This is a genomic window from Pseudomonas sp. NFACC51 (genome assembly GCF_900103575.1).
GTDB classification, from domain to species: domain Bacteria; phylum Pseudomonadota; class Gammaproteobacteria; order Pseudomonadales; family Pseudomonadaceae; genus Aquipseudomonas; species Aquipseudomonas fluorescens_Q.
Map to the genome: position 1 here is coordinate 80506 of NZ_FMXH01000009.1, position 22553 is coordinate 103058.

Consider the following 22553-nt stretch of genomic DNA (forward strand, 5'->3'; position numbering starts at 1 on the left):
ACAGAAAATATTTTTGACGAACTCTCCTTAACAATGGCTATTGCTCAGCACAAATCATGTTTTCACTAAAAAGATTTTGCTGATAGAGTACATGTCGTGTACCAAAAGAGGATATGCCATGTTCGAGATTGCCCTTTATGGCGGCGCCTTCAATCCTCCGCACGCCGGTCACGCCCAGGTGATGATCGAGGCCTCACGCCTGGCCAGACGCGTGCTGGTGGTCCCCAGCTTCCGGCATCCTTACGGCAAACAAATGGTCGACTATGACGTTCGCCTGAACTGGCTGGAATCGATCGTCGAAAAGGTGCAGCCACTGTGCTGCGCCGAAGTGCGTGCAAGCCGGGTGGAACAGGTCGTGGCCCGTGGCGTTGAGGGCGCAATCTACAGCTACACCCTGCTCGCCCACCTCGCCGACAGCCTGGCCCTGGACGGCAAGCGGATTGCATTGGTGGTGGGCCGGGATGTCGCGGATCGGCTGCCGACCTTCTACCGCGGCCAGGAATTGCTGGAGCGTTTTTCCATTCTTTGCGTGGAGGAAAAGATCCACGTGCGCAGCACGGTGGTTCGCGAACGACTGGCGTTGGGCGAGTCGCTTCCCTCCGACTGGATGGCTCCCGGCATGAACCCGTTAAACTATGACCTTTATGCGACCCACGGAAATCGACATGCCCACTAGCACAGCCCCCGCGCGCGACTACCTGCACACCATCGACCTCTGTGTGCTGCGCTTGTGCCGGGAGACCCAGGCGCTGGAAATCCTCTTGAACCGCCGGGAAGCCGAGCCGTTCGCCGGTCACTGGGCGCTGCCCGGGATCGTGGTCAATGGTGACGTCGAAGATCTCACGCTGAACGACGCCGTGGAGCGTCTGCGCAGCTCAAGCAAAGTGGGCATGCCGCTGGCCTGGATCGAACAGGTCGGCACCGTCGGCGACGCGTTCCGCGATCCGCGCTGCTGGTCGTCGTCGACTTTTTATCTCGCGATTGTCAGCGAGGCGGTCCAGCTCGCCGAACACCAGGGTTTTTTCCCCCTCAAGGATGTCGCTGACGCCTCGATCAAACTTCCTTTCGACCACAACAGCCTGGTGGCTGCGGTCCAGGAGCGGTTGTTGTCCAAAGCCCTCTACAGCAGCCTGCCGCTGATGTTCCTGGGCCCGGAGTTCAGCGCGCCGGAAGCGGTGGGCATTTTCTCCGTGGTGCTCGATCGCCCGGTGCTCAAGACCAGCATGCGTCAGCGTCTATTGAAGATGACCGAGGCGGGCTACTTGCAGGAAACCGGCCGCAAGAAAAGCGGCGACGGCGGCCGCCCGCAACGCACGGTGGAAAACCTCAAGCCGGCCAGCGTTTATCTTTTTGATCGTTGTTTTCTGGAGTAACGCTTAGCGACAAACGCAAATGCTGGCGCCATCCGCGCTATATCTGATTATTCGAGCCCGGCAGTGAAGACCTTGCCAGGGTTCATTAACCCCGCCGGGTCCAGCGTGCGTTTAATGGCACGCATCAATTCGATCTCCAGCGGATCCTTGAAGCGAACGGCCGCGTCAGGCTTGGCTTGTCCCAGTCCGTGCTCAGCGCTGATGCTGCCGTTGAAGGCGCTTGTCATCCGGTAGATGACCTCCATGATCGCGTGTTCCCGGGCCCTGAACGAGGCGTCCGTCTCGCCGAGCGGTTTGCTGATGTTGTAATGCAGGTTGCCGTCGCCCATGTGGCCGTAAGAAACGATGCGCACCCCCGCAAAGTCCTGTTGTAAGACACTGTCGGTGCGCTCGATGAATTCCGGTATGCGACTCACGGGTACGCTGATGTCATGCTTGAGGCTCGGGCCTTCATGATTCTGCGCCTCGGAAATACCTTCGCGCAGCGCCCACAGTGCCGCGGCTTGCGTCTGGTTGCTGGCCAACACCGCATCGCTGACCCAACCGCGCTCGAAGGCGTGGGCCAGGCCGTTTTCAAGCAACAGCGTCAATGGCGCGTCGGGCACCGTGTCGCGCAGCTCAATGAGGGCGTACCAAGGATGCTTCGTTTCCAGCGGGTCACTGCAACCGGCCACATGGTCCAGGACAAAATCCAGACTTTGGCGCGACATCATCTCGAAGCCCGTCAGGCGGTCGGCGCACAGGCTGCGCACATGGCCAATCAACTCCACCGCCGCCTGCGGCGAAGGCAGCGCGACCCAGGCTGTCGCCGTGCTATGGGTCGCCGGGAACAATTTGAGCACCGCCGCCGTGATGATCCCGAGCGTGCCCTCCGAGCCAATAAATAAATGCTTGAGGTCGTAACCGGTGTTGTCCTTACGCAAGCCCCGCAATCCGTTCCAGACGCGGCCGTCAGGCAGCACCACTTCCAGGCCAAGGGTCAGCTCACGCATGTTGCCGTAACGCAGCACTGCCGTTCCGCCGGCATTGGTCGCAAGATTGCCACCCACCGTGCAACTGCCCTCCGCCCCCAGTGACAGCGGAAACAGGCGCCCAACCTGGCTGGCGGCATCCTGTAAATGTTGCAGAATCACCCCGGCCTCTACCGTGATGGTTTCGTTGGCCAGGTCGATTTCCCGGATGCGCTTCATCCGGTTCAAGGACAGCACCAATTGGCTGCCAGAAGCATCGGGGATCGATCCGCCATTCAAGCCGGTGTTGCCGCCTTGGGGCACCAAGGCCACTTGGGCGTCATGACAGATGCGTACAACCTCGGCCACTTCCTCGGTCGTCGCCGGGCGTACCACCAACGCAGCCTGGCCTTGATAGGCGTTACGCCAGTCCGTCAGATAGCTCTGCATCAACGCCGGGTCACGTACCAACCCTGCCTGCCCTACCACCTGCTCGATGCGTTGGAGCACTTCATCGCTCAACGAAGGCATCCCTCTCTCCTTAGCACTTACGGACGCTGCCCGAACGCTGCCTGATTCGCCGTCCAGCCAGCCACGCGCTCACTCAAGGACAGCCCAAGGCCAGGCCGGGTGGGCACCAACATCCGCCCATCACGGGTTTGCATACGCTCATTGAACAGCGGCTCCAGCCATTCGAAATGTTCCACCCAAGGCTCGCGACTGTACGTGGCAGCCAGATGGATATGCAGCTCCATGGCAAAGTGCGGCGCAATCATCAGCCCCGCTTGCTCGGCCAACGCCTGGACTTTGAGATAAGGGGTGATGCCACCGACACGAGGGGCATCAGGCATCAGGTAATCGGTCGCGCGCAGTTTGATGAACTCCCAGTGTTCGGCAACGCTGGTGAGCATTTCACCGGTGGCGATTGGCGTATCGAATTCCCGAGCCAATGCGGCGTGACCTTCGGCGTCGTAGCAATCGAGCGGTTCCTCGATCCAGATCAGGTTGAACTGCTCGAGACGGCGGCACATGCGCTGCGCAGTGGGCCGATCCCATTGCTGGTTCGCGTCGACCATCAATGGAAAGTCATCGCCCAGATGTTTGCGGATGGTGCTGACCCGGTGCAGATCCAGTGCCTGGTCAGGCTGACCCACCTTGAGCTTGATACCACCAATGCCCTTTTCCCGAGACAGCTCGGTATTGATCATTAATTGATCAAGCGGCGTATGCAGGAATCCACCCGATGTGTTGTAGCACTGGACCGAATCGCGATGGGCGCCGAGCAAGCGAGCCAACGAAAGATTGGCTCGCTTGGCTTTCAGATCCCACAGGGCGACATCGAACGCGCCAATGGCCTGTGTGGCCAAGCCGCTGCGCCCCACCGAGGCACCCGCCCAGCAGAGCTTGTCCCATAGTTTGGAAATGTCGCTTGGATTCTCGCCGATCAGGCTGGGGGCGATTTCCTGGGCGTGGGCAAATTGCCCGGGGCCACCGGCGCGCTTGGAATAGCTGAACCCCAGGCCACGGTGGCCGTCCCTGGTTTCGATTTCCACGAACAGAATGGCGATTTCTGTCATTGGCTTTTGCCGGCCGGTCAGCACCTTGGCATCGCTGATGGGATTGGCCAATGGCAGGAAAACCGAGGCCACGCGCACCCAGGCAATGCGGTCGTCGTCGGCGGAAGGCATTTGAGGCGTGTCTTGCATGGCTTTGCTCCGAACGTTTGGGTTTGGCTGCTGCAACACCTGTTCGGGTTGCAGCAGCGAACGCGGACAAATGCAGCGAGCTAGCTGCGCATCAATTCAATAGCCGCGCTTTTCCTGTTGCGAATAACCGTCACCAGGTGCCAGGAGATGGAGGCGGCAGCCAGGATGAGAAAGCCCGCTGAGATGGGGTTGGTGAGGAAGCCGACGAAGTTGCCGTCGGACAGCATCAAGCCACGGCGTAAGTTGGTTTCCGCCATGGGGCCCAGGATGAAGCCGATGATGAACGGTGCAATCGGCAAACCGGCTTTGACGAACCCGTACCCCAGCAAGCCAAACAGCAGCACCGCCCAGACATCGAAGATCCGGCTGTTCAAGCCGAAGGCCCCAACCACGCACAAGACCAGGATGATCGGCAGCAGGATGTGCTTGGGCACCGCCAGCAACTTGATGAACATGCGCAGGCCGTAGAACTCCAGCACCAGCATCAGCACGGAAGCGAGGATAAGCGCGGCGAAGATCGTATAGACCAACGGTGCCTGGCTGATGAACAGCAGGGGCCCTGGCTGGATGCCGTGGATCATGAAACCGCCGAGCATGACCGCCGTGGTGGTATCGCCGGGAATGCCCAGCGTCAGCAGTGGAATCATCGCGCCACCGATGCCGGCATTGTTTGCCGTCTCGCTGGCCACTACGCCGTCAATCTTGCCTTTACCGAACTCCTCAGGCGTCTTGGAGCGTTTCTTTGCAACGATATAAGAAACGATATTCGACGTACCGGCACCGATACCGGGCAGGATGCCGATACCGAGGCCGATCAGGGATGAACGAGTGGCGTTGGGCAGTTGACCGACAAATTCCTTTATCGAAAAACCGAAACCTTTCACGCCTTTCATACTGACGTGCTGTGGTTTGGCCCGGTGGCTCAGGCGCGCACTCTCAGCAAACTTCAGCACCTCGGCGACGGCAAACATGCCGATCATGACAGTCAGCATGGCGAAGCCGCCATTGAGGCTCGGCAGGTCAAAGGTAAAGCGGCGAATGGCCTCGACCGGTGCAATCCCCACGGTGGAAAAGGCAAAACCCAGGGCACCGGCAAACAAGCCTTTGACCAGCGAACCGGTCGACAGCGTGGCGATCAACGTCAGCGAGAAAATAGCGATGGAAAAATATTCGTGCGGGCCAAAGCTCAGGGCCAGTTCCGCCAGGATCGGGGCGATGAACATCAGCGCGGCGATACTGAAAATCGTGCCAAGAAACGAGAACACCACGCCAATCCCAAGGGCCTTGACGCCATGGCCTTGTTTCATCAGCGGCCAACCATCGAATGTCGTGGCGATGGAGGCCGGCGTTCCCGGTATGTTGAGCAATATCGCCGATATCAGCCCTCCCGAAGTGGCACCGACGAACAACGCGACCAGCAGCGCCAAGCCAGGGCCTGGCCCCATCGAGTAAGTCAGCGGCAAGCACAGCGCGATGGCCATGGTGGCCGAGAGCCCGGGCACCGCACCAAAAACGATCCCCACCGCAACGCCGAGGGTGATCAGGAGAAAAACGTAGGGTGTCAGTACGGCCGCGAAGCCTGTTTGCATGAGTTCGATCATGGCCGTCCCCTAGAAATCCAATAAACCGACCGGCAGGAGCAAGTCGAAGCCATGGCGAAAAATGAAGAAAATCAGCACCGCCGAAACGACCGCTATCAGCGCGTATTGGAGGTGCTTGACCTTTTGTTCCGCAGGGGTCAGCACGATGAACTGGGCATAGAGATAAAGCACCGTCATGATCACAAAGCCTACGGTCTGCAGCAGCGCTGTAAAAATCAGCACCAAAGCCAGGGATTTGAAGACTGTTGGATAGTCGATCGACTCAGGTTTTTCTGTGGGTTCGGCACTTTTGTCCGGCAGCTTTCGCCACGCCCATAATTGCAACGCACCCAACAGGCACAACGCGACAGCAAGCACCCAAGGTACAAACGCGGCATCGACCAACCCGCGACGCGGCAGGTTCAAGGTCAATACCAGATAAGCCACGCCGGCACCGAGCATGGCCAGGCCGGCCAATAGCTCGTTTCTTTTATAGGAATCCATACAGGCTCCTCTTGCTGGAAAGGACTGATGATCGGGTGGTTGCCAACGCGGCGCACACCCGAGCCGCTACGCAGAATTACTTGGCTTTACGCATCTCGTCCTTGAACTGCATGAAGCTGTCGCGGGTTTTGTTCAAGGTGGCAACAGCTTCCTCGGTGCCCTGGAAACTGACCGGCTGCTTGAAGGATTTCTTCAGCTCTTCGGCGTATTCCGGCTCTTCGGTAATCTTCTTCATGGTGTCGGCCATTTTCTTGACGATGGCCGGGTCAGTGCCTTTCGGGAAAGCGACGACATAAGGCTTGTCCAGGATCAGGTCCACGCCTTGTTCCTTGAAGGTCTTGACGTCGCCCAGCAATGCGTTGCGCTCAGCGTTGGGCTGGCCCAAGGCAGTCATCTTGCCGCTGGTGATGTAATCCTGGACCGACCCATAACTGATGGCGCCAAGGTCAATGCGCTTGCCCAGCAAGGCGACGATTTTTTCCGACACCGTGCCGCTGTCGACCATTTTCAGTTTCACACCGGCGAGCTTCTCGAACATCAGCCCTTGCAGGTGAGAGAAGTTGCCCATTTCGGTACCGTAGGTAATGGTGCCGGGCTTGGCCTTGGCTTTTTCAATCAGTTGGTCGAGGCTGTCGATGCCCGAGCTTTTCGCCGAGACGAACACCGCACCTTTGTCGACGCCGGCGATGCAGGAGATATCAAACGCATCAAAGCGATCCTCCGAGAGTCCCGCCACTTCGTTAACGATCAACTGGCCGGTGTGGGTGAACAGGATGGTATTGCCGTCTGGCTCTGCACTCTTGACCGCATCGGCGGCAATCGTCCCGCCCCCGCCGGCCATATTGGTCACCACCATGGATTTGCCGGTGAGCTTGGTAAAGTACTTGGCCATCATTCGTGCGTTGAAATCAGTGTCACCGCCGGCGTTGGCAATCACCACCACCTGCACCGGACGACTTGGCCAGTCGCTGGCATCGGCGGCCATTGCCGTGCCGGCAGTCAGGCTCAGGAAAGAGGCGATCAAAGAGGCGCAGAGTGTTTTCTTCATTATTGTTCTCCAGGTGCTGCCATTGATTGTGGGTTTGAAGTTACGCACGAAGCGAGCACGCCCAGCGCTAACGCCTGACGAGGCAAGCGCACAGGCCTTAACGTTGGGATCGAGGAATTGGATAGCCGTTGCGAGCCCGCAGGGGGCTTCTCGCAAAGAGAGGAAGGTCGCTGGCGCCCTGCGATAACGCGTGGGACCGGTGACTTGCAAAATCGCAGGGCGGTAGATGTGGAAGACATGACTGCGCCTTTCGTTTTTATTATTTTTCTATGTCATACGTTGTCGTATGACTTGATATCATCATCTAAGTCCCGTGTTGTCAATGCAGTCGTTCGGCAGCTTGCCTTGAATACGACGAACAGGGCTGGCCGACCAGAGCGCGATTGAGCTCGGTTCCCAGCCTGAACCAGCACGAAGTCTAGTCGCCCCTAAAAAAAAACCCCCTGAATCAGGGGGTTGGTTTCTATCAGCGTTTCGGGGCTGAGCTGTGGATTAAGAGAATTAAAACTGTCGCAAAAGACGCCCAGTTTCCGTGGCCTTCAGCCCGATTCGGAGGAAATGCAAAACTGTCGCGAGCCCCAAAAACCGTGACTCGGACAAATACGCTTGAGAATAAAAACTGTCTAGCCCAGGAACGGCGGGCCTTACAGCCACTTCTGAGATTCCAAGAGTGGATGTCCTACCCGCTATTCGGGATGAACCCAGCAGCCCGGGCTCTCACTGTCGAAGAAATCGACCTCTACTGGACCTTATATCTCTGATGGTTGCATCGAGTCTTCGGGGGCCGCCAACGTGTCTTCGCAACACGCTAGCGCAGATTCAAGCCCTGATAACGAAACGCTCAGCGGCCACTCAATGGACCACTCAAAAAGGGCCTGATATCCCGAGGCCGAACAGAGACTGAGCCTGCTCCCGAAGCCTTCCCTAATTCCATGGACTCCCCGCTCAGTAACTCTCCGAGTTGAGTTGTCTCGCCTCATGGGGCGACCTTCCACTCCACTCCTTGAAGGCGCGAGTGAAGGCGCTGTGCTCCGAATAGCCCAGCAGCATGGCGATATCCACGATTTGCAGGCGTGGATCGCGCAGGTACGACAACGCTAGTTCGTGGCGAACCAAGTTCAGCTCATAGCGAAAGCTGGTGCCGGCCTCTTTTAGACGGCGCTGTAGCGTGCGTGACGAGGTGCCCAGTTGGGGGCTTATCCGCTCTATGCTCGGCTCACCTTCGCGCAAGGCATGGGTGATGGTCTTGCGCAGCTGTTCCACGAATTCATCCTGCTGTGGCAACTGGGCCAGCAGGCGATCCGCATGTTGTTCCAACAGGGAGACCAGCGCCGGGTCGGGGCTCTTAAAGGGCAGTTCGAGCAGTTGCGCGGAGAAACGCAGGACCGCCTCGGCCTGACCGAAGCGTACCGGGCAGCCGAAGAAGGCTTCGTACGGGCTGGTGTCGAGAGGGCTGGGATGATTGAAATCGATTCGCAACGGGTTGACCGTGCCGCGCACTAGGGCACGGCAGAACTGCATTATGGCAACCATACCGGTTTCGTTCACCAAGGGTCCGGGCTGGTACTGGCTGACATCCCAGACCAGTTCGAACCAGCCGTCGCCGTCGCGGCGAGTCATGGGAATGACGTCGTACACCAGGCGAATGTAGCGCTCCAGGCGTTGCAGAGCCGTACCGAGATTACCACAGGCCAGCAGCACCGAGCCGAGCACACCGATATGCCGGGCGCTGATGGTTTGGCCGACGTGTAGGCCCAGCAGCGGGTCGTCCAGTGCCTGCGCCGCCGTCACCAGCAGGCGATCCCAGCATTCCACGTCAACGCCGCCGACACCCTCCTGGGCAGGTGTGGGCCAGGGCTGGCCAAGTACCGACTCGGGCTCATGACCGAGCACCTCCAGGTATTCATAGAGCAGTTGCACGTAGGTCTCTGGCACCACGCGCCGATACAAAGGCTGGCTCATCGGGCCTCTTTAGGCTGGTTGGCCTTTTGTTGTTTGGCGCAAAGTGTCAAGCGGGGCGTCGGATACCGTCAAGCCTTCCTAACGGCAGCGGCCGAGAATGACGGCACTCCAGCCATTCCAGCAGATGCCGTTCATGAACACGATCACCGATCTTCTGGCACCAGCGACAATCCAGTTCTTCTCCAACGGCTCGCGTTGCGTTGCCGACTTTTACCGCCCACTGGGTGCAGGACCTTTCCCGGTGGTGGTGATGGCGCATGGGCTTGGCGGGACGCGCAAGATGCGCTTGCCGGCCTTTGCCGCCCGCTTCGCCGCCGCCGGCTACGCGTGCCTGGTGTTCGACTATCGCCACTTCGGCGACAGCGAAGGCGAGCCGCGCCAACTGCTGGATATCAACCGCCAGCTCGAAGACTGGACAGCCGCGATAGATCACGCCCGCCGCCTCGCGGATGTGGACCCGCAGCGTATCGTTATCTGGGGCACCTCGTTCGGTGGCGGGCATGTGCTGGCCACCGCCGCCGACGATGCCAGGGTGGCCGCTGTCATTTCCCAATGTCCCTTCACCGACGGCCTGAGCTCCAGTCTTGCCACCGAACTCCTGGTGTCACTTCGCCTCACCTTGCTGGCCCTGGCCGACCGTATCGGCTCGTGGTTCGGCGCCAAACCCATTCTGGTTCCGCTCGCCGGTCAACCTGGCGATACGGCATTCATGACTTCGCCGGATGCCTGGGGTGGCTATAACGGGCTGATCCCGTCAGGTGCGCGTATCCGCAAAGAGGCCGCCGCGCGTTTTGCCCTGGACATCATTCGCTACTACCCCGGGCGCAGTACACCTCGTATCCAGGCCCCTGTGCTGTTTTGCGTGTGCGATCCCGACAGCGTGGCACCGGCGAAGCGGACGCTGCGTCACGCCCGGCGCGCGCCACGTCATGAGATCAAGCGCTATGCCCATGGGCATTTCGATATTTATGTGGGCGAAGCCTTCGAGCAGGTGGTGGGTGATCAACTCGACTTCCTCAAGCGCAACGTGCCAAGCACGCCAACGAAGAGATAAGAATATGTACGACCTTCAAGGCAAAGTGGTTCTGATCACCGGCGCGGCTGGCGGCATCGGCGCCGCCAGTGCACGCGAACTGTATGTGCAGGGCGCCAGCCTAGTGCTGACCGATACCTCGCAGGAGGCGGTGGACAAGCTGGCCCAGGAGTTCAACAGCCAACGTGTGTTGCCGCTGGCGTTCGACGTCACCGACGCCGAGGCGGCAAAGGCAGTGATATGCCAAGCAGTCGAGCGTTTCGGCCGTCTCGATGTGGCCTTCGCCAATGCCGGCATCTCCTGGCGAGGCGTACCGGCGACCCTACGCACCTGCGACGAAGCGGAGTTCCGTCGCATCATTGAGGTGGATCTGTTCGGGGTGTGGCACGCGATGCGCGCCGCACTGCCGGAGGTCGTGCGCAATCGGGGCCAAGTGCTGGTCACGTCGTCGACCTATGCCTACTTGAACGGCATGGCCAACGCGCCCTATGCCGCGAGCAAGGCGGCGGTGGAGTCGCTGGCCCGCTCGCTGCGCGCCGAGTTAAGTGCAACCGGGGCCAGCGCCAGCGTGCTCTATCCCGGCTGGACGGCGACCGCCATCGCCAAGGTCGCCTTCGGTGGCAACGCCATCGCCACCCAGATGAACGAGACCCTATTGCCGGCCTTCCTGCATCAGGCGATTGCACCGGAACAGGTGGCACGTGGCGTGGTGCGCGGTCTACAAAAGCGCCAGCCGCGCATCGTTGTACCGGCTCGCTGGGCGCCCATCTCACTGTTGCGCGGCCTGTTCAACGTTTTCACGGACTGGCATCTGACACGCGATGCCCGCCTGCAACGGTTGCTCCACCAATTGGAAGAAGAAACCGTTCGCACCCAGAGCCCTAGTTGATGCCCCACTACTTGCTTAAGGTTCACCCATGAAAAGCTACTCGTTGAACGACCGCGTCATCGCCATCACTGGTGCCACGGGTGGTCTCGGCAGGGCCGCCGCGCAGGCCCTGCGCGACAAAGGCGCGAAGCTGGTCTTGCTGGATCTCGATCTGGATAGCCTGAATGCAATGGCTGTCACCCTGGGCGGGCCTAATGTCGCTGTCGGTTGGGTGGCCAACGTGCGCTCAATTGAGAGTCTGGAAACGGCGCTGAAAGAGGCCGCGCAGCATTTCGGCGGAATTGATGTGGTGGTCGCCGGCGCTGGCGTCAGCTCGGTGGTAGCCCTGGAGTATATCGATCCCGCCACGTTTGACCGGGTCATCGATATCAACCTCAACGGTGTGGCGCGCACCTTCCGCGCCTCACTGCCCCATGTGAAGGCACGCCAGGGCTATCTACTGGCCATCTCGTCTATGGCGGCTTTCGTTCATTCGCCGTTGAACACGGCCTACACCGCCAGCAAGGCCGGAGTCTGGGCCCTGTGTGACAGCTTACGCCTGGAGCTTCGTCAGCACGGCGTGAGTGTCGGCTCATTCCACCCGACCTTCTTCCAAACGCCGATGATGGAGGCGATCGTTGATGGGCCGTCCTCCACCCTGGTCTGGAATAACCATCAGGGGGTCTGGCAGTTCGTCGCGTTGGAGCAGGTGGTGGCCGCCCTGGTGGACTGCATCGAGCAGCGGCATGACTTGGTGACGGTGCCACGCAGCCAAGTGCTGGTGGCGAAAGCGCCAGGCTTGCTGCGTCGGCTTATCGAGTGGATCGGTTTCGACGCTGGAAAAGTCGCCGAAGCGGTAAGGCTCAGCGATGAAGACAAGGCTTGATTAGGTCAGGGTCACAGCCTGAACAAATGACCGCTTCTGGCCGTGGGCATGTCGCCCGCATCCGGGCCGGAACTAACCAGGAAATCCTGGCGCCGCTCTTGGGGCGCTATAGCTTCCAAGTCGAATGGCTTAATTGAGTCCCTGACTCGCATTTGTAAGTCCAGCAGTCGTGCCCTGGTGGTGTTCCTTCAGGTTCTTTTACACAACTTCGATCAACTCCAACCGGCACTCAAAAGTGCACAGGAAGGCGAAGCCTTGCCTGCGTGCAATCAACAAAAACAATAAACGAGAGGTGGAAAATGAAACTCAATAGCCGTGCGATCCCGTGTCTCTCCGCTCAGCGAAAGAGTGCTGCGTGGATTAAGTACACCAGTGTCATGGCACTGCTCAGTGCCTCTACAATTGCAGGCGCTAATGGCATTGCTCTTAACGAACAAAGTGCCAGCAGTGCGGGAACTGCTTATGCGGGAAGGTCGTCTTCCGCACTGGACGCCAGCACCATCTACGGAAATCCTGCTGGCTTGACCAAGTTGAAACGTACCGAGATTTCCGGCGGGGCCGCGATCATCTCGGGGAGCGACGACATTAGTGATGCGCAGAGCAGTGTCGCAGGAACGAATAAGGGGGACTCGGTACCTTTGGCGGTCGTGCCCTTCGCCTATCTGTCGACGCCGCTTGATGATCGTTTTTCGATTGGTCTGGGTCTCTATGCTCCGAGTGGTCTGATCAACGAATACGAGAGCACTTTTCAGGGCCGCTACCAGGGTTCCTATAGCTCGACCAAGGAGGTAACCCTGCAGCCCACCATTGCCTATCGGATCAATGATTACGTGTCCATTGGTGGCGGACCGACCATAAATCATTTCGATGCAAAACTTCAGAATTACCTGGCCACCGGCGCTCTGAACAACGGCCAGGACACACGGGTCACCATCAAAGGCGATGACACGGCAATTGGCTACAACGTCGGCCTCTTGGTTGACTTGAGTGATGCAACGAGTTGGGGGATTAACTACCACTCGAAGGTGAGCTATCACCTCAAAGGGCATACCGAGTTTTCCGGCTCCCCGAGCGTTATCCCGCTGGACGGAAAGTATGACAACAAGATAGACATCACGATGCCCGAATCCGTGAACACCTCTATCACCCATCATTTCAATAGTCGCTGGACGGGATACCTGGGGACCACCTGGAAACGTTGGAGTCGACTGAAAAAGATCGAGGCAATCAACAGCGATGTTTCCGCCCTTGGCCAGAGTGCGGGTCTGGAGCGTGTGGGCGAACCATTGAACTGGCACGACACGTGGTCCACCGCCGTTGGCGTATCCTTTCAATTGAACCAACAATGGCTGCTGCGTGCAGGCTACGCCTACGATCCGTCGCCGATCAGCAATGCCGATCGTAGCGTGCGCGTTCCGGTTGGTAACCGCCAAGTCGTGACCCTGGGTGGCGCTTATTTGCCGAATCCCGATCTGACGATAGACTTTGCTTATGGTTATCTCTGGGAATCCAAAGCCTCGGTAAACCAACCGAACAACTCCGGCCTTCAACCTGAATACAGTGCTAATTACGAAAACAGTGCGAATATATTTTCAGTGCAGGCAACCTATCGATACTAATCCTCACCCTCATAAGCCCGATGAAGGTCAGTTAAGCAATTTCAGCCGCGACGCACTCTTTGCTGTAGCAGCCTCGTGAACTGGACAGTTGCTACAGATCGCATTACGGCTTAACTAATTGGCGTTGCTGAATCAGCCGATTGAAGCCGTTGCATCCTTGCCAACCCATCGCCGCTGAGAGTCTTTTCAACTCGATATTCTTCAACACGTGACGTGTCGCGAGCTGAATTTTCAAAGGCATGGGCGAGGGTCAAAGCGGGGTTGCAGCCATCGCAACAGAAGGGAGGGAGCCTGTGTCGATGAAGGGAGCTGGGACAGCTCCCTCCCTCTGCGACAGTTTTTATTGTCTAGCGACAAAACAGGAGCCTGGGCTCTCGGTGGACAACTCACTCCACCGTCACAGACTTCGCCAAGTTACGTGGCTGGTCCACATCAGTCCCCTTGAGCACGGCGACGTAGTACGACAACAACTGCAACGGAATCGTGTAGAGGATCGGCGACAGGATGTCGTGGATATGCGGCATGTGCACCACGTGGGTGCCTTCGCCATTGGTCATGCCAGCCTTCTCGTCAGCGAAGACAATCAACTGGCCGCCACGGGCGCGCACTTCCTGCAGGTTGGACTTGAGCTTTTCCAGCAGCTCGTTGTTCGGCGCCACGGTGACCACCGGCATGTCGTTATCCACAAGCGCCAGCGGGCCGTGCTTGAGTTCACCGGCCGGGTAGGCCTCGGCGTGGATGTAGGAGATTTCCTTGAGCTTCAAGGCCCCTTCCATCGCCACCGGGAATTGCGCGCCACGCCCGAGGAACAGGGTGTGGTTCTTCTCGGCGAACAGTTCGGCGATTTTTTCCACCGTGCTGTCCATCGCCAAGGCTTCGCCCAGGCGGGCTGGCAGGCGGCGCAGCTCCTCCACCAAGGTTGCCTCGACCCCTTTGCCCAGAGTACCGCGCACCTGGCCCAGGGACAGGGTCAGTAACAGCAGGCCCACCAGTTGCGTGGTGAACGCCTTGGTCGACGCCACACCAATTTCGCGACCGGCCTGGGTCAGCAGGGTCAGGTCGGATTCGCGTACCAGCGAGCTGATGCCGACGTTGCAGATCGCCAGGCTGGCGAGAAAACCCAGTTCCTTGGCGTTACGCAGGGCGGCCAGGGTGTCGGCGGTTTCGCCGGACTGGGAGATGGTGACGAACAGCGAATCGGGCTGCACCACCACTTTGCGATAACGGAACTCGCTGGCCACTTCGACCTGGCACGGAATACCGGCCAGTTCCTCCAGCCAGTAACGGGCGACCATGCCGGCGTGATAACTGGTGCCGCAGGCCACGATCTGCACGTTGCGGACCTTGGCGAACAACTCGGCCGCCTGTGGACCGAACGCCTGGACCAGTACCTGGTTCTGGCTCATGCGGCCTTCCAGAGTGCGTTGGACCACGGCCGGTTGTTCGTGGATTTCCTTGAGCATGAAGTGGCGGAACTCGCCCTTGTCGGCGACATCGGCACCGTCGCGGTACTGGACGGTTTCACGTACCACGTCATTGCCGTCGAGGTCCCAGATCTGCACGCTGTCGCGGCGAATTTCGGCAATATCGCCTTCTTCCAGGTACATGAAGCGGTCGGTGACCTGGCGCAGCGCCAACTGATCGGACGCCAGGAAGTTTTCCCCCAGGCCCAGGCCGATAACCAATGGGCTGCCGCTGCGGGCCGCCACCAGGCGGTCAGGTTGTTTTGTGCTGATGACCGCCAGGCCATAGGCACCGTGCAGTTCCTTGACGGTGGCCTTGAGGGCGACGGTCAGGTCCACCAGGTCCTTGAGCTTGTGGTTGAGCAGATGGGCGATGACTTCGGTGTCGGTGTCCGAGGTGAACACATAGCCGAGCGCCTTGAGCTGTTCACGCAGGGCTTCGTGGTTTTCGATGATGCCGTTGTGCACCACCGCCAGCTCGCCGGAAAAATGCGGGTGAGCGTTACGCTCGCACGGCGCGCCATGGGTGGCCCAACGCGTGTGGGCGATGCCCAGGCGACCGAGCAGCGGTTCGGCTTCCAGCGCCTGTTCCAGCTCGCTGACCTTGCCCGGACGACGCATGCGTTCGAGCTTCTCGTCGTTGGTAAACACCGCCACACCGGCGCTGTCATAACCGCGGTACTCCAGGCGCTTGAGGCCTTCGAGCAAGATTGCTGTGATGTTGCGTTCAGCTACGGCGCCGACAATTCCACACATGCTATTTCTCCTGGCTGACAGGCGCGCAGATCACAGTAATGCCGCGCGCCTGAATCTGATCGCGGGCCTCTACGGGCAGGCGATCATCGGTAATTAGGGTATGGACGCTGCTCCACGGCAGTTCCAGGTTGGGGATTTTCCGGCCGATCTTGTCGGCCTCCACCATGACGATCACTTCCCGGGCAACCTCAGCCATCACGCGGCTCAAGCCCAGCAGTTCGTTGAAGGTGGTGGTGCCTCGAACCAGATCGATGCCGTCGGCGCCGATGAACAGTTGGTCGAAGTCATAGGAACGCAGGACCTGCTCGGCCACCTGGCCCTGGAACGACTCGGAGTGAGGATCCCAGGTACCGCCGGTCATCAACAGCACCGGCTCGTGCTCCAGTTCGCTCAAGGCGTTGGCGACGTGCAGGGAATTGGTCATCACCACCAGGCCCGGCTGTTGGCCGAGTTGCGGAATCATGGCCGCCGTGGTGCTGCCGCTGTCGATGATGATGCGCGCATGTTCACGGATCCGCTTCACGGCGGCCCGGGCAATGGCCAGTTTGTACTTGGAGACGGTTTGCCCGTTATCGGCCACCAACTCCTGCGGCATCGGCACCGCGCCACCGTAGCGACGCAGCAGCAGGCCATTGGTTTCCAGGGCAGCGAGATCCTTGCGAATCGTAACTTCCGAGGTTTCGAAGCGCTTGGCCAACTCATCCACACTGACCTCACCCTGCTCCTGGAGCAAGGCAAGAATATTGTGACGGCGTTGTGGTGTGTTGCGCTTTGACATGGCGAGGTAAGTTTCGATTCGAAAGATAACGTAACTAATCAAAACCTATTGCAGGGCTATCGTCAAGGCGGGAGAAGAAAAATTCAGAAATCATGAAATCAATGTGGGAGCGGGCTTGCTCGCGAAGGGGTCGAATCAGACAGTACAACGTGAACTGAAACAACGCTTTCGCGAGCAAGCCCGCTCCCACACGGGGGCTGTGGATAACTTAGCTCTTCTTGATTTTTACCGGGCGCTTCCAGCCGTCGATATTGCGTTGCCGGGCGCGCGCCACCGCGAGCTGAGCGTTATCCACATCCTGATTGATGGTCGAACCTGCGGCCGTGCTTGAACCATCACCGAGGGTCACAGGCGCCACCAGCGAATTGTTGGAGCCGATGAACACGTCCTCACCCAACACGGTTTTCCACTTGTTGGCACCGTCGTAGTTACAGGTGATAGTCCCGGCGCCAATGTTGGTGCGGGCGCCGACTTCAGCGTCACCGAGGTAGGTCAGGTGCCCGGCCTTGGCGCCTTCGCCCAGGTGAGCATTCTTCAGTTCAACAAAGTTACCCACATGGGCACGGGCTTCCAGCACAGAGCCTGGGCGCAGGCGGGCAAACGGGCCAGCATCGCTGCCCTCCCCCATGACCGCACCATCGAGATGGCTGTTGGCCTTGATCACCACGCCTTTGTGCAGGGTGCTGTCCTTGATCACGCAGTTCGGACCAATGACCACATCGTCTTCGATGACAACCTTGCCTTCGAGGATGACGTTGATATCGATGACCACATCGCGACCCACGCTGACTTCACCGCGCACGTCGAAACGGGCCGGATCGCGCAGCGTCACGCCTTGGGCCATCAGGCGGCGGGCGGCGCGCAATTGATAGTGGCGCTCCAGTTCGGCCAATTGCCGGCGATCGTTGGCGCCCTGCACTTCCATGGCGTCCAACGGCTGCTCGGTGGCGACCACCAGTCCATCGCTGACCGCCATGGCGATCACGTCTGTCAGGTAGTACTCACCCTGGGCGTTGTTGTTCGACAGACGACTCATCCAGTCACCCAGGCGCTCAGCCGGCACGGCCAGAATCCCAGTGTTGCCTTCAGTGATCGCGCGCTGGGCTTCGTTGGCGTCCTTCTGTTCGACGATGGCGGTCACTTGGCCGTCGACGTCACGCACGATGCGGCCATAACCGGTTGGGTCGTCCAGCTCGACGGTCAACAGGCCCAACTGTTGTGGCGCGACATGCTTGAGCAGGCGTTGCAAGGTGTCGACTTCGATCAGCGGCACATCGCCGTAGAGAATCAGCACCGTATCCGCCGTGATGAATGGCACTGCCTGGGCCACCGCATGGCCAGTGCCCAGTTGTTTGTCCTGCAAGACGAAATTCAGGTCATCGGCGGCCAGGCGTTCGCGCACAGCATCGGCACCGTGGCCGATCACCACGTGAATGCGCTGTGGATCAAGTTGCCGGGCGCTGTGGATAACATGGCCGAGCATGGAATTGCCGGCTACCGGGTGCAAGACCTTGGGCAGCGCCGAACGCATGCGGGTGCCTTGACCGGCCGCGAGGATAACGATTTCGAGAGACATGACTGGCTACCAATCCTGGGTGGTCAGCGGCTGCGACCAGATGATGAGTGTCGGGAAAAGAAAAAAGGGTAGCCGAGGCTACCCTTTTTAATCAATCGCACAGAAAGCAGACGGCTTAGCCGCCGAACTTCTTGCGGATCTGCTGGACGGTGCGCAGCTGGGCTGCGGCCTCGGCCAGACGTGCAGCAGCAGAACCGTAATCGAACTCCGCGCCTCGCTCGTGCAGGGCCTTCTCGGCAGCCTTGACGGCTTCCTGAGCGGAGGCTTCGTCCAGGTCGGCAGCACGTTGCACAGTGTCGGCAAGGACCTTGACCATGTTCGGCTGAACCTCGAGGAAACCACCGGAGATGTAATACACCTCGGCTTCCCCGCCCTGCTTGATCAAGCGGATCGGACCCGGTTTCAGATTAGTGATCAGCGGTGCGTGACCCAGAGCGATACCAAGATCACCCAGCTCACCATGCGCAATCACCATCTCGACCAGACCGGAGAAGATTTCCCCTTCCGCACTGACGATATCGCAATGGACTGTCATAGCCATCTGATTGCCTCAACCTAAATTAGCGCCCGTTGCCGGGCGCCGGGATTACAGTTTCTTGGCTTTCTCGATCGCTTCTTCGATGCCGCCGACCATGTAGAACGCTTGTTCTGGCAGGTGGTCGTAGTCACCGTTGAGGATGCCTTTGAAGCCAGCAATGGTGTCTTTCAGGGAAACGTATTTACCCGAGGCACCGGTGAAGACTTCAGCCACGAAGAACGGCTGCGACAAGAAGCGCTGGATCTTACGAGCGCGGGATACCAACTGCTTGTCGGCTTCCGACAGCTCGTCCATACCCAGGATCGCAATGATGTCCTTCAGCTCTTTGTAGCGCTGCAGCACGTACTGGACGCCGCGAGCGGTGTCGTAGTGCTCCTGGCCGATCACGTTCGGGTCCAGCTGGCGCGAAGTCGAGTCCAGTGGGTCAACCGCTGGGTAGATACCCAGGGAAGCGATATCACGGGACAGAACGACGGTGGCGTCCAAGTGGGCGAAGGTGGTCGCTGGCGACGGGTCGGTCAAGTCATCCGCAGGTACGTATACCGCTTGGATCGAAGTGATCGAACCTTCCTTGGTCGAAGTGATACGTTCTTGCAGAACGCCCATCTCTTCAGCCAGGGTCGGCTGGTAACCTACTGCCGAAGGCATACGGCCCAGCAGTGCGGATACTTCGGTACCGGCGAGGGTGTAACGGTAGATGTTGTCGACGAACAGCAGAACGTCGTTACCTTCGTCACGGAACTTCTCGGCCATGGTCAGGCCGGTCAGGGCTACGCGCAGACGGTTTCCCGGCGGCTCGTTCATCTGGCCGTAGACCAGTGCCACTTTGTCCAGAACGTTGGAATCCTTCATCTCGTGGTAGAAGTCGTTACCCTCACGAGTACGCTCACCCACACCGGCGAACACGGAATAACCGCTGTGCTCGATGGCGATGTTACGGATCAGTTCCATCATGTTTACGGTCTTGCCCACACCGGCACCACCGAACAGACCGACTTTACCGCCCTTGGCGAACGGGCAAACCAGGTCGATAACCTTGATGCCGGTTTCCAGCAGGTCGTTGCCGCCTGCCTGTTCAGCGAAGGATGGCGCAGGACGGTGAATGCCCCAGCGCTCTTCGGTGTCGATCGGACCGGCTTCGTCGATCGGGTTGCCCAGTACGTCCATGATCCGGCCCAGGGTCGCTTTACCGACCGGTACGGAGATGGCAGCGCCAGAGTCGACAACGTCCAGACCGCGCTTCAAGCCTTCGGTAGAACCCATCGCAATGGTGCGAACGATGCCGTCGCCCAGCTGCTGCTGAACTTCCAGGGTAGTTTCCGCGCCTTGTACTTTCAGCGCGTTGTAGATGCTCGGTACGCTGTCGCGTGGAAATTCCACGTCGATAACGGCGCCGATGATTTGAACGATACGTCCGCTACTCATAGCTGGATCCTCTGAATATTTGAACCGTTAAACCGCGGCAGCGCCGCCGACGATTTCCGAGATCTCTTGGGTGATCGCAGCCTGGCGCGCCTTGTTGTAGATCAGCTGCAAATCGCTGATCAAATCACCGGCGTTGTCGGTAGCGTTCTTCATCGCGATCATCCGCGCTGCTTGTTCAGCTGCGTTGTTCTCGACCACCGCCTGGTAGACCTGCGACTCCACGTAGCGGACCATCAAGCCGTCGAGCAGCTCCTTGGCATCCGGTTCGTAGAGGTAGTCCCAGTGGTGCTTGAGTTCCTGTTCCGGGGTCGCCACCAGTGGGACCAATTGCTCCACGGTTGGCAGCTGCGTCATGGTGTTGATGAACTTGTTGGATACCACGGACAGACGGTCAATCCGGCCTTCCAGGTACGCATCCAGCATCACCTTGACACTGCCGATCAGGTCATTGATCGACGGCTCTTCACCCAGGTGGCTGATAGCAGCGACGACGTTGCCGCCGAAGTTACGGAAGAAAGCCGCACCCTTGCTACCAATCACGCACAGATCGATCTCGACGCCTTGTTCGCGGTTTACAGCCATGTCCTTGACCAGGGCCTTGAACAGGTTGGTGTTCAAGCCACCGCACAGACCACGGTCACTGCTCACCACGACGTAACCGACGCGCTTGATGGCGCGTTCGATCATGAACGGGTGGCGATATTCCGGGTTGGCGTTGGCCAGATGACCAATCACCTGGCGGATGCGCTCCGCATAAGGGCGGCTAGCAGCCATGCGCATTTGTGCCTTGCGCATTTTGCTGACCGCCACTTTTTCCATGGCGCTGGTAATTTTTTGCGTGCTTTTGATGCTCGCAATCTTACTGCGAATCTCTTTTGCGCCTGCCATGTAACACCTATCAGGTTAGCAAGCGGGAGCCTTGCGACTCCCGCTGCGGCTTACCAGGTTTGGGTGGCCTTGAACTTCTCGATACCGGCTTTCATGCCCGCGTCGATTTCGTCATTGAAGTCACCCTTCACGTTGATCTTGGCCAACAAGTCGGCGTGATCGCGGTTGAAGTAAGCAATCAGCGCTTGTTCAAAGCTGCCGACCTTGGCGATTTCAACGTCAGTCAGGAACCCACGCTCAGCGGCATACAGCGACAGCGCCATGTCAGCGATCGACATCGGTGCGTATTGCTTCTGCTTCATCAGCTCGGTAACGCGCTGACCATGCTCAAGTTGCTTACGGGTCGCTTCGTCCAGGTCAGAAGCGAACTGGGCGAATGCCGCCAGTTCACGGTACTGGGCCAGGGCGGTACGAATACCACCGGACAGCTTCTTGATGATCTTGGTCTGAGCGGCACCACCCACACGGGATACCGAAACACCGGCGTTCACAGCAGGACGGATGCCCGAGTTGAACATGGCCGATTCCAGGAAGATCTGACCGTCGGTGATGGAAATCACGTTGGTCGGAACGAACGCGGAAACGTCGCCAGCCTGGGTTTCGATGATCGGCAGCGCGGTCAGGGAACCGGTCTTGCCAGTCACTGCGCCGTTGGTGAACTTCTCTACGTACTCTTCCGAAACGCGGGATGCGCGCTCCAGCAGACGGGAGTGGAGATAGAACACGTCGCCTGGGTAGGCTTCACGGCCTGGTGGACGGCGCAGCAGCAGGGAGATCTGGCGATAAGCCACTGCCTGCTTGGACAGATCGTCATAAACGATCAGCGCGTCTTCACCGCGGTCGCGGAAGAATTCACCCATGGTGCAACCGGAGTACGGTGCCAGGAACTGCAGCGCAGGAGATTCCGAAGCACTGGCAGCCACGATGATCGTGTTGGCCAGGGCGCCGTTTTCTTCCAGCTTGCGAACCACGTTGGCGATGGTCGATTGCTTCTGACCGATGGCTACGTAGACGCAGAAAATGCCGCTGTTCTTCTGGTTGATGATCGCGTCGATCGCCAGAGCGGTCTTACCGATCTGACGGTCACCGATGATCAGCTCACGCTGGCCACGGCCGACAGGGATCATGGCATCGACAGCCTTGTAGCCAGTCTGTACAGGCTGGTCTACCGACTTACGCCAGATCACGCCAGGAGCAACTTTCTCGACCGCGTCGGTCTCGGTGTTGTTCAGCGGACCTTTGCCGTCAACAGGGTTACCCAGTGCGTCGACAACACGACCCAGCAGTTCCTTACCAACCGGAACTTCGAGGATGCGGCCGGTGCACTTGGCGCTCATGCCTTCAGCCAGAGAGGTGTACGCGCCCAATACCACGGCACCTACAGAGTCTTGCTCCAGGTTGAGGGCCATACCGTAGACGCCGCCCGGAAACTCGATCATCTCGCCGTACATGACGTCGGCCAGACCGTGAATCCGCACGATGCCGTCAGATACGCTGACGACAGTGCCTTCGTTACGGGCTTGGGAGGTCACATCGAGCTTGTCGATGCGGCCCTTGATAATTTCACTTATTTCGGAAGGATTGAGTTGCTGCATTGCTC

General features: G+C 59.1%; 19 protein-coding genes. 6 read left to right on the plus strand and 13 right to left on the minus strand.

What is annotated here, in order from left to right:
- Positions 1-118: 118 nt before the first annotated feature.
- Positions 119-676 carry an adenylyltransferase/cytidyltransferase family protein gene (locus BLT00_RS18790; RefSeq protein WP_092147551.1) on the plus strand — a complete coding sequence of 186 codons (558 nt, stop codon included), beginning with the start codon at positions 119-121 and terminating at the stop codon, positions 674-676.
- Positions 666-1373: an NUDIX hydrolase gene (locus BLT00_RS18795; protein WP_092147548.1), complete on the plus strand. Its 708-nt coding sequence runs from the start codon at positions 666-668 to the stop codon at positions 1371-1373. The genes BLT00_RS18790 and BLT00_RS18795 overlap by 11 nt, the downstream gene beginning before the upstream one ends.
- Before the next feature lie 47 nt (positions 1374-1420).
- Here BLT00_RS18795 and BLT00_RS18800 read toward each other — a convergent pair whose 3' ends face one another.
- From BLT00_RS18800 to BLT00_RS18825, 6 genes are all read right to left on the minus strand, one after another.
- Complete coding sequence (locus BLT00_RS18800; RefSeq protein WP_092147545.1) at positions 1421-2854, minus strand: FAD-binding oxidoreductase; 1434 nt, start codon at positions 2852-2854, stop codon at positions 1421-1423.
- Positions 2855-2871: 17 nt separating this feature from the next.
- On the minus strand, positions 2872-4029 hold the full coding sequence (locus BLT00_RS18805; protein WP_092147542.1) for an L-talarate/galactarate dehydratase: 1158 nt from the start codon (positions 4027-4029) through the stop codon (positions 2872-2874).
- An 80-nt stretch (positions 4030-4109) separates the two neighbouring features.
- The gene (locus BLT00_RS18810) at positions 4110-5630 is read right to left on the minus strand and encodes a tripartite tricarboxylate transporter permease (protein WP_092147539.1); all 1521 of its coding nucleotides are present in this window, start codon (positions 5628-5630) and stop codon (positions 4110-4112) included.
- Between the two features lie 9 nt (positions 5631-5639).
- On the minus strand, positions 5640-6086 hold the full coding sequence (locus tag BLT00_RS18815) for a tripartite tricarboxylate transporter TctB family protein (RefSeq protein WP_371856965.1): 447 nt from the start codon (positions 6084-6086) through the stop codon (positions 5640-5642).
- A gap of 103 nt (positions 6087-6189) precedes the next feature.
- The gene (locus BLT00_RS18820; RefSeq protein ID WP_092147533.1) at positions 6190-7161 is read right to left on the minus strand and encodes a tripartite tricarboxylate transporter substrate binding protein; all 972 of its coding nucleotides are present in this window, start codon (positions 7159-7161) and stop codon (positions 6190-6192) included.
- 945 nt (positions 7162-8106) lie between these two features.
- Positions 8107-9123, minus strand: a complete 1017-nt coding sequence (locus BLT00_RS18825; protein ID WP_092147530.1) for an AraC family transcriptional regulator — start codon at positions 9121-9123, stop codon at positions 8107-8109.
- A 133-nt stretch (positions 9124-9256) separates the two neighbouring features.
- On the opposite strand from BLT00_RS18825, the gene BLT00_RS18830 reads away from it, so the two are divergent.
- The 4 genes from BLT00_RS18830 to BLT00_RS18845 all read left to right on the plus strand — a co-directional run bounded on the left by BLT00_RS18830 (position 9257) and on the right by BLT00_RS18845 (position 13529).
- Positions 9257-10177, plus strand: coding sequence for an alpha/beta hydrolase (locus BLT00_RS18830; protein ID WP_170862062.1), 921 nt, complete (start codon positions 9257-9259; stop codon positions 10175-10177).
- Positions 10178-10181: 4 nt separating this feature from the next.
- A complete protein-coding gene (locus BLT00_RS18835) occupies positions 10182-11045 on the plus strand; it encodes an SDR family NAD(P)-dependent oxidoreductase (RefSeq protein WP_092147524.1) in 864 nt (287 codons plus the stop codon).
- A 28-nt stretch (positions 11046-11073) separates the two neighbouring features.
- Positions 11074-11910: an SDR family NAD(P)-dependent oxidoreductase gene (locus tag BLT00_RS18840; protein WP_057396519.1), complete on the plus strand. Its 837-nt coding sequence runs from the start codon at positions 11074-11076 to the stop codon at positions 11908-11910.
- Between the two features lie 299 nt (positions 11911-12209).
- Entirely contained in the window at positions 12210-13529 is a 1320-nt protein-coding gene (locus tag BLT00_RS18845) for an outer membrane protein transport protein (RefSeq protein ID WP_092147521.1), read from the plus strand.
- 386 nt (positions 13530-13915) lie between these two features.
- On the opposite strand, the gene glmS is transcribed toward BLT00_RS18845, so the two are convergent.
- From glmS to atpA, 7 genes are all read right to left on the minus strand, one after another.
- Entirely contained in the window at positions 13916-15748 is a 1833-nt protein-coding gene (gene glmS, locus BLT00_RS18850) for a glutamine--fructose-6-phosphate transaminase (isomerizing) (protein ID WP_063323662.1), read from the minus strand.
- Position 15749: 1 nt separating this feature from the next.
- Positions 15750-16526 (minus strand): DeoR/GlpR family DNA-binding transcription regulator, encoded by a 777-nt coding sequence (locus BLT00_RS18855; RefSeq protein WP_060739917.1) that lies wholly within the window; start codon positions 16524-16526, stop codon positions 15750-15752.
- Between the two features lie 208 nt (positions 16527-16734).
- Positions 16735-18102: a bifunctional UDP-N-acetylglucosamine diphosphorylase/glucosamine-1-phosphate N-acetyltransferase GlmU gene (gene glmU / locus BLT00_RS18860; RefSeq protein WP_092147518.1), complete on the minus strand. Its 1368-nt coding sequence runs from the start codon at positions 18100-18102 to the stop codon at positions 16735-16737.
- A 115-nt stretch (positions 18103-18217) separates the two neighbouring features.
- On the minus strand, positions 18218-18643 hold the full coding sequence (locus BLT00_RS18865) for a F0F1 ATP synthase subunit epsilon (RefSeq protein ID WP_003207087.1): 426 nt from the start codon (positions 18641-18643) through the stop codon (positions 18218-18220).
- 45 nt (positions 18644-18688) lie between these two features.
- A complete protein-coding gene (gene atpD / locus BLT00_RS18870; RefSeq protein ID WP_014340987.1) occupies positions 18689-20065 on the minus strand; it encodes a F0F1 ATP synthase subunit beta in 1377 nt (458 codons plus the stop codon).
- A gap of 27 nt (positions 20066-20092) precedes the next feature.
- A complete protein-coding gene (atpG, locus tag BLT00_RS18875) occupies positions 20093-20953 on the minus strand; it encodes a F0F1 ATP synthase subunit gamma (RefSeq protein ID WP_063323660.1) in 861 nt (286 codons plus the stop codon).
- A gap of 50 nt (positions 20954-21003) precedes the next feature.
- Entirely contained in the window at positions 21004-22548 is a 1545-nt protein-coding gene (gene atpA / locus BLT00_RS18880) for a F0F1 ATP synthase subunit alpha (protein ID WP_017129296.1), read from the minus strand.
- Positions 22549-22553: the final 5 nt, after the last annotated feature.

What these genes read in the sequence shown, in the direction of transcription:
- BLT00_RS18790 (WP_092147551.1), top strand. Translation starts at nt 119, where the DNA reads ATGTTCGAGATTGCCCTTTATGGCGGCGCCTTCAATCCTCCGCACGCC.
- BLT00_RS18795 (WP_092147548.1), top strand. Translation starts at nt 666, where the DNA reads ATGCCCACTAGCACAGCCCCCGCGCGCGACTACCTGCACACCATCGAC.
- BLT00_RS18800 (WP_092147545.1), bottom strand. Translation starts at nt 2,854, where the DNA reads ATGCCTTCGTTGAGCGATGAAGTGCTCCAACGCATCGAGCAGGTGGTA.
- BLT00_RS18805 (WP_092147542.1), bottom strand. Translation starts at nt 4,029, where the DNA reads ATGCAAGACACGCCTCAAATGCCTTCCGCCGACGACGACCGCATTGCC.
- BLT00_RS18810 (WP_092147539.1), bottom strand. Translation starts at nt 5,630, where the DNA reads ATGATCGAACTCATGCAAACAGGCTTCGCGGCCGTACTGACACCCTAC.
- BLT00_RS18820 (WP_092147533.1), bottom strand. Translation starts at nt 7,161, where the DNA reads ATGAAGAAAACACTCTGCGCCTCTTTGATCGCCTCTTTCCTGAGCCTG.
- BLT00_RS18825 (WP_092147530.1), bottom strand. Translation starts at nt 9,123, where the DNA reads ATGAGCCAGCCTTTGTATCGGCGCGTGGTGCCAGAGACCTACGTGCAA.
- BLT00_RS18830 (WP_170862062.1), top strand. Translation starts at nt 9,257, where the DNA reads ATGAACACGATCACCGATCTTCTGGCACCAGCGACAATCCAGTTCTTC.
- BLT00_RS18835 (WP_092147524.1), top strand. Translation starts at nt 10,182, where the DNA reads ATGTACGACCTTCAAGGCAAAGTGGTTCTGATCACCGGCGCGGCTGGC.
- BLT00_RS18840 (WP_057396519.1), top strand. Translation starts at nt 11,074, where the DNA reads ATGAAAAGCTACTCGTTGAACGACCGCGTCATCGCCATCACTGGTGCC.
- BLT00_RS18845 (WP_092147521.1), top strand. Translation starts at nt 12,210, where the DNA reads ATGAAACTCAATAGCCGTGCGATCCCGTGTCTCTCCGCTCAGCGAAAG.
- glmS (WP_063323662.1), bottom strand. Translation starts at nt 15,748, where the DNA reads ATGTGTGGAATTGTCGGCGCCGTAGCTGAACGCAACATCACAGCAATC.
- BLT00_RS18855 (WP_060739917.1), bottom strand. Translation starts at nt 16,526, where the DNA reads ATGTCAAAGCGCAACACACCACAACGCCGTCACAATATTCTTGCCTTG.
- glmU (WP_092147518.1), bottom strand. Translation starts at nt 18,102, where the DNA reads ATGTCTCTCGAAATCGTTATCCTCGCGGCCGGTCAAGGCACCCGCATG.
- BLT00_RS18865 (WP_003207087.1), bottom strand. Translation starts at nt 18,643, where the DNA reads ATGGCTATGACAGTCCATTGCGATATCGTCAGTGCGGAAGGGGAAATC.
- atpD (WP_014340987.1), bottom strand. Translation starts at nt 20,065, where the DNA reads ATGAGTAGCGGACGTATCGTTCAAATCATCGGCGCCGTTATCGACGTG.
- atpG (WP_063323660.1), bottom strand. Translation starts at nt 20,953, where the DNA reads ATGGCAGGCGCAAAAGAGATTCGCAGTAAGATTGCGAGCATCAAAAGC.
- atpA (WP_017129296.1), bottom strand. Translation starts at nt 22,548, where the DNA reads ATGCAGCAACTCAATCCTTCCGAAATAAGTGAAATTATCAAGGGCCGC.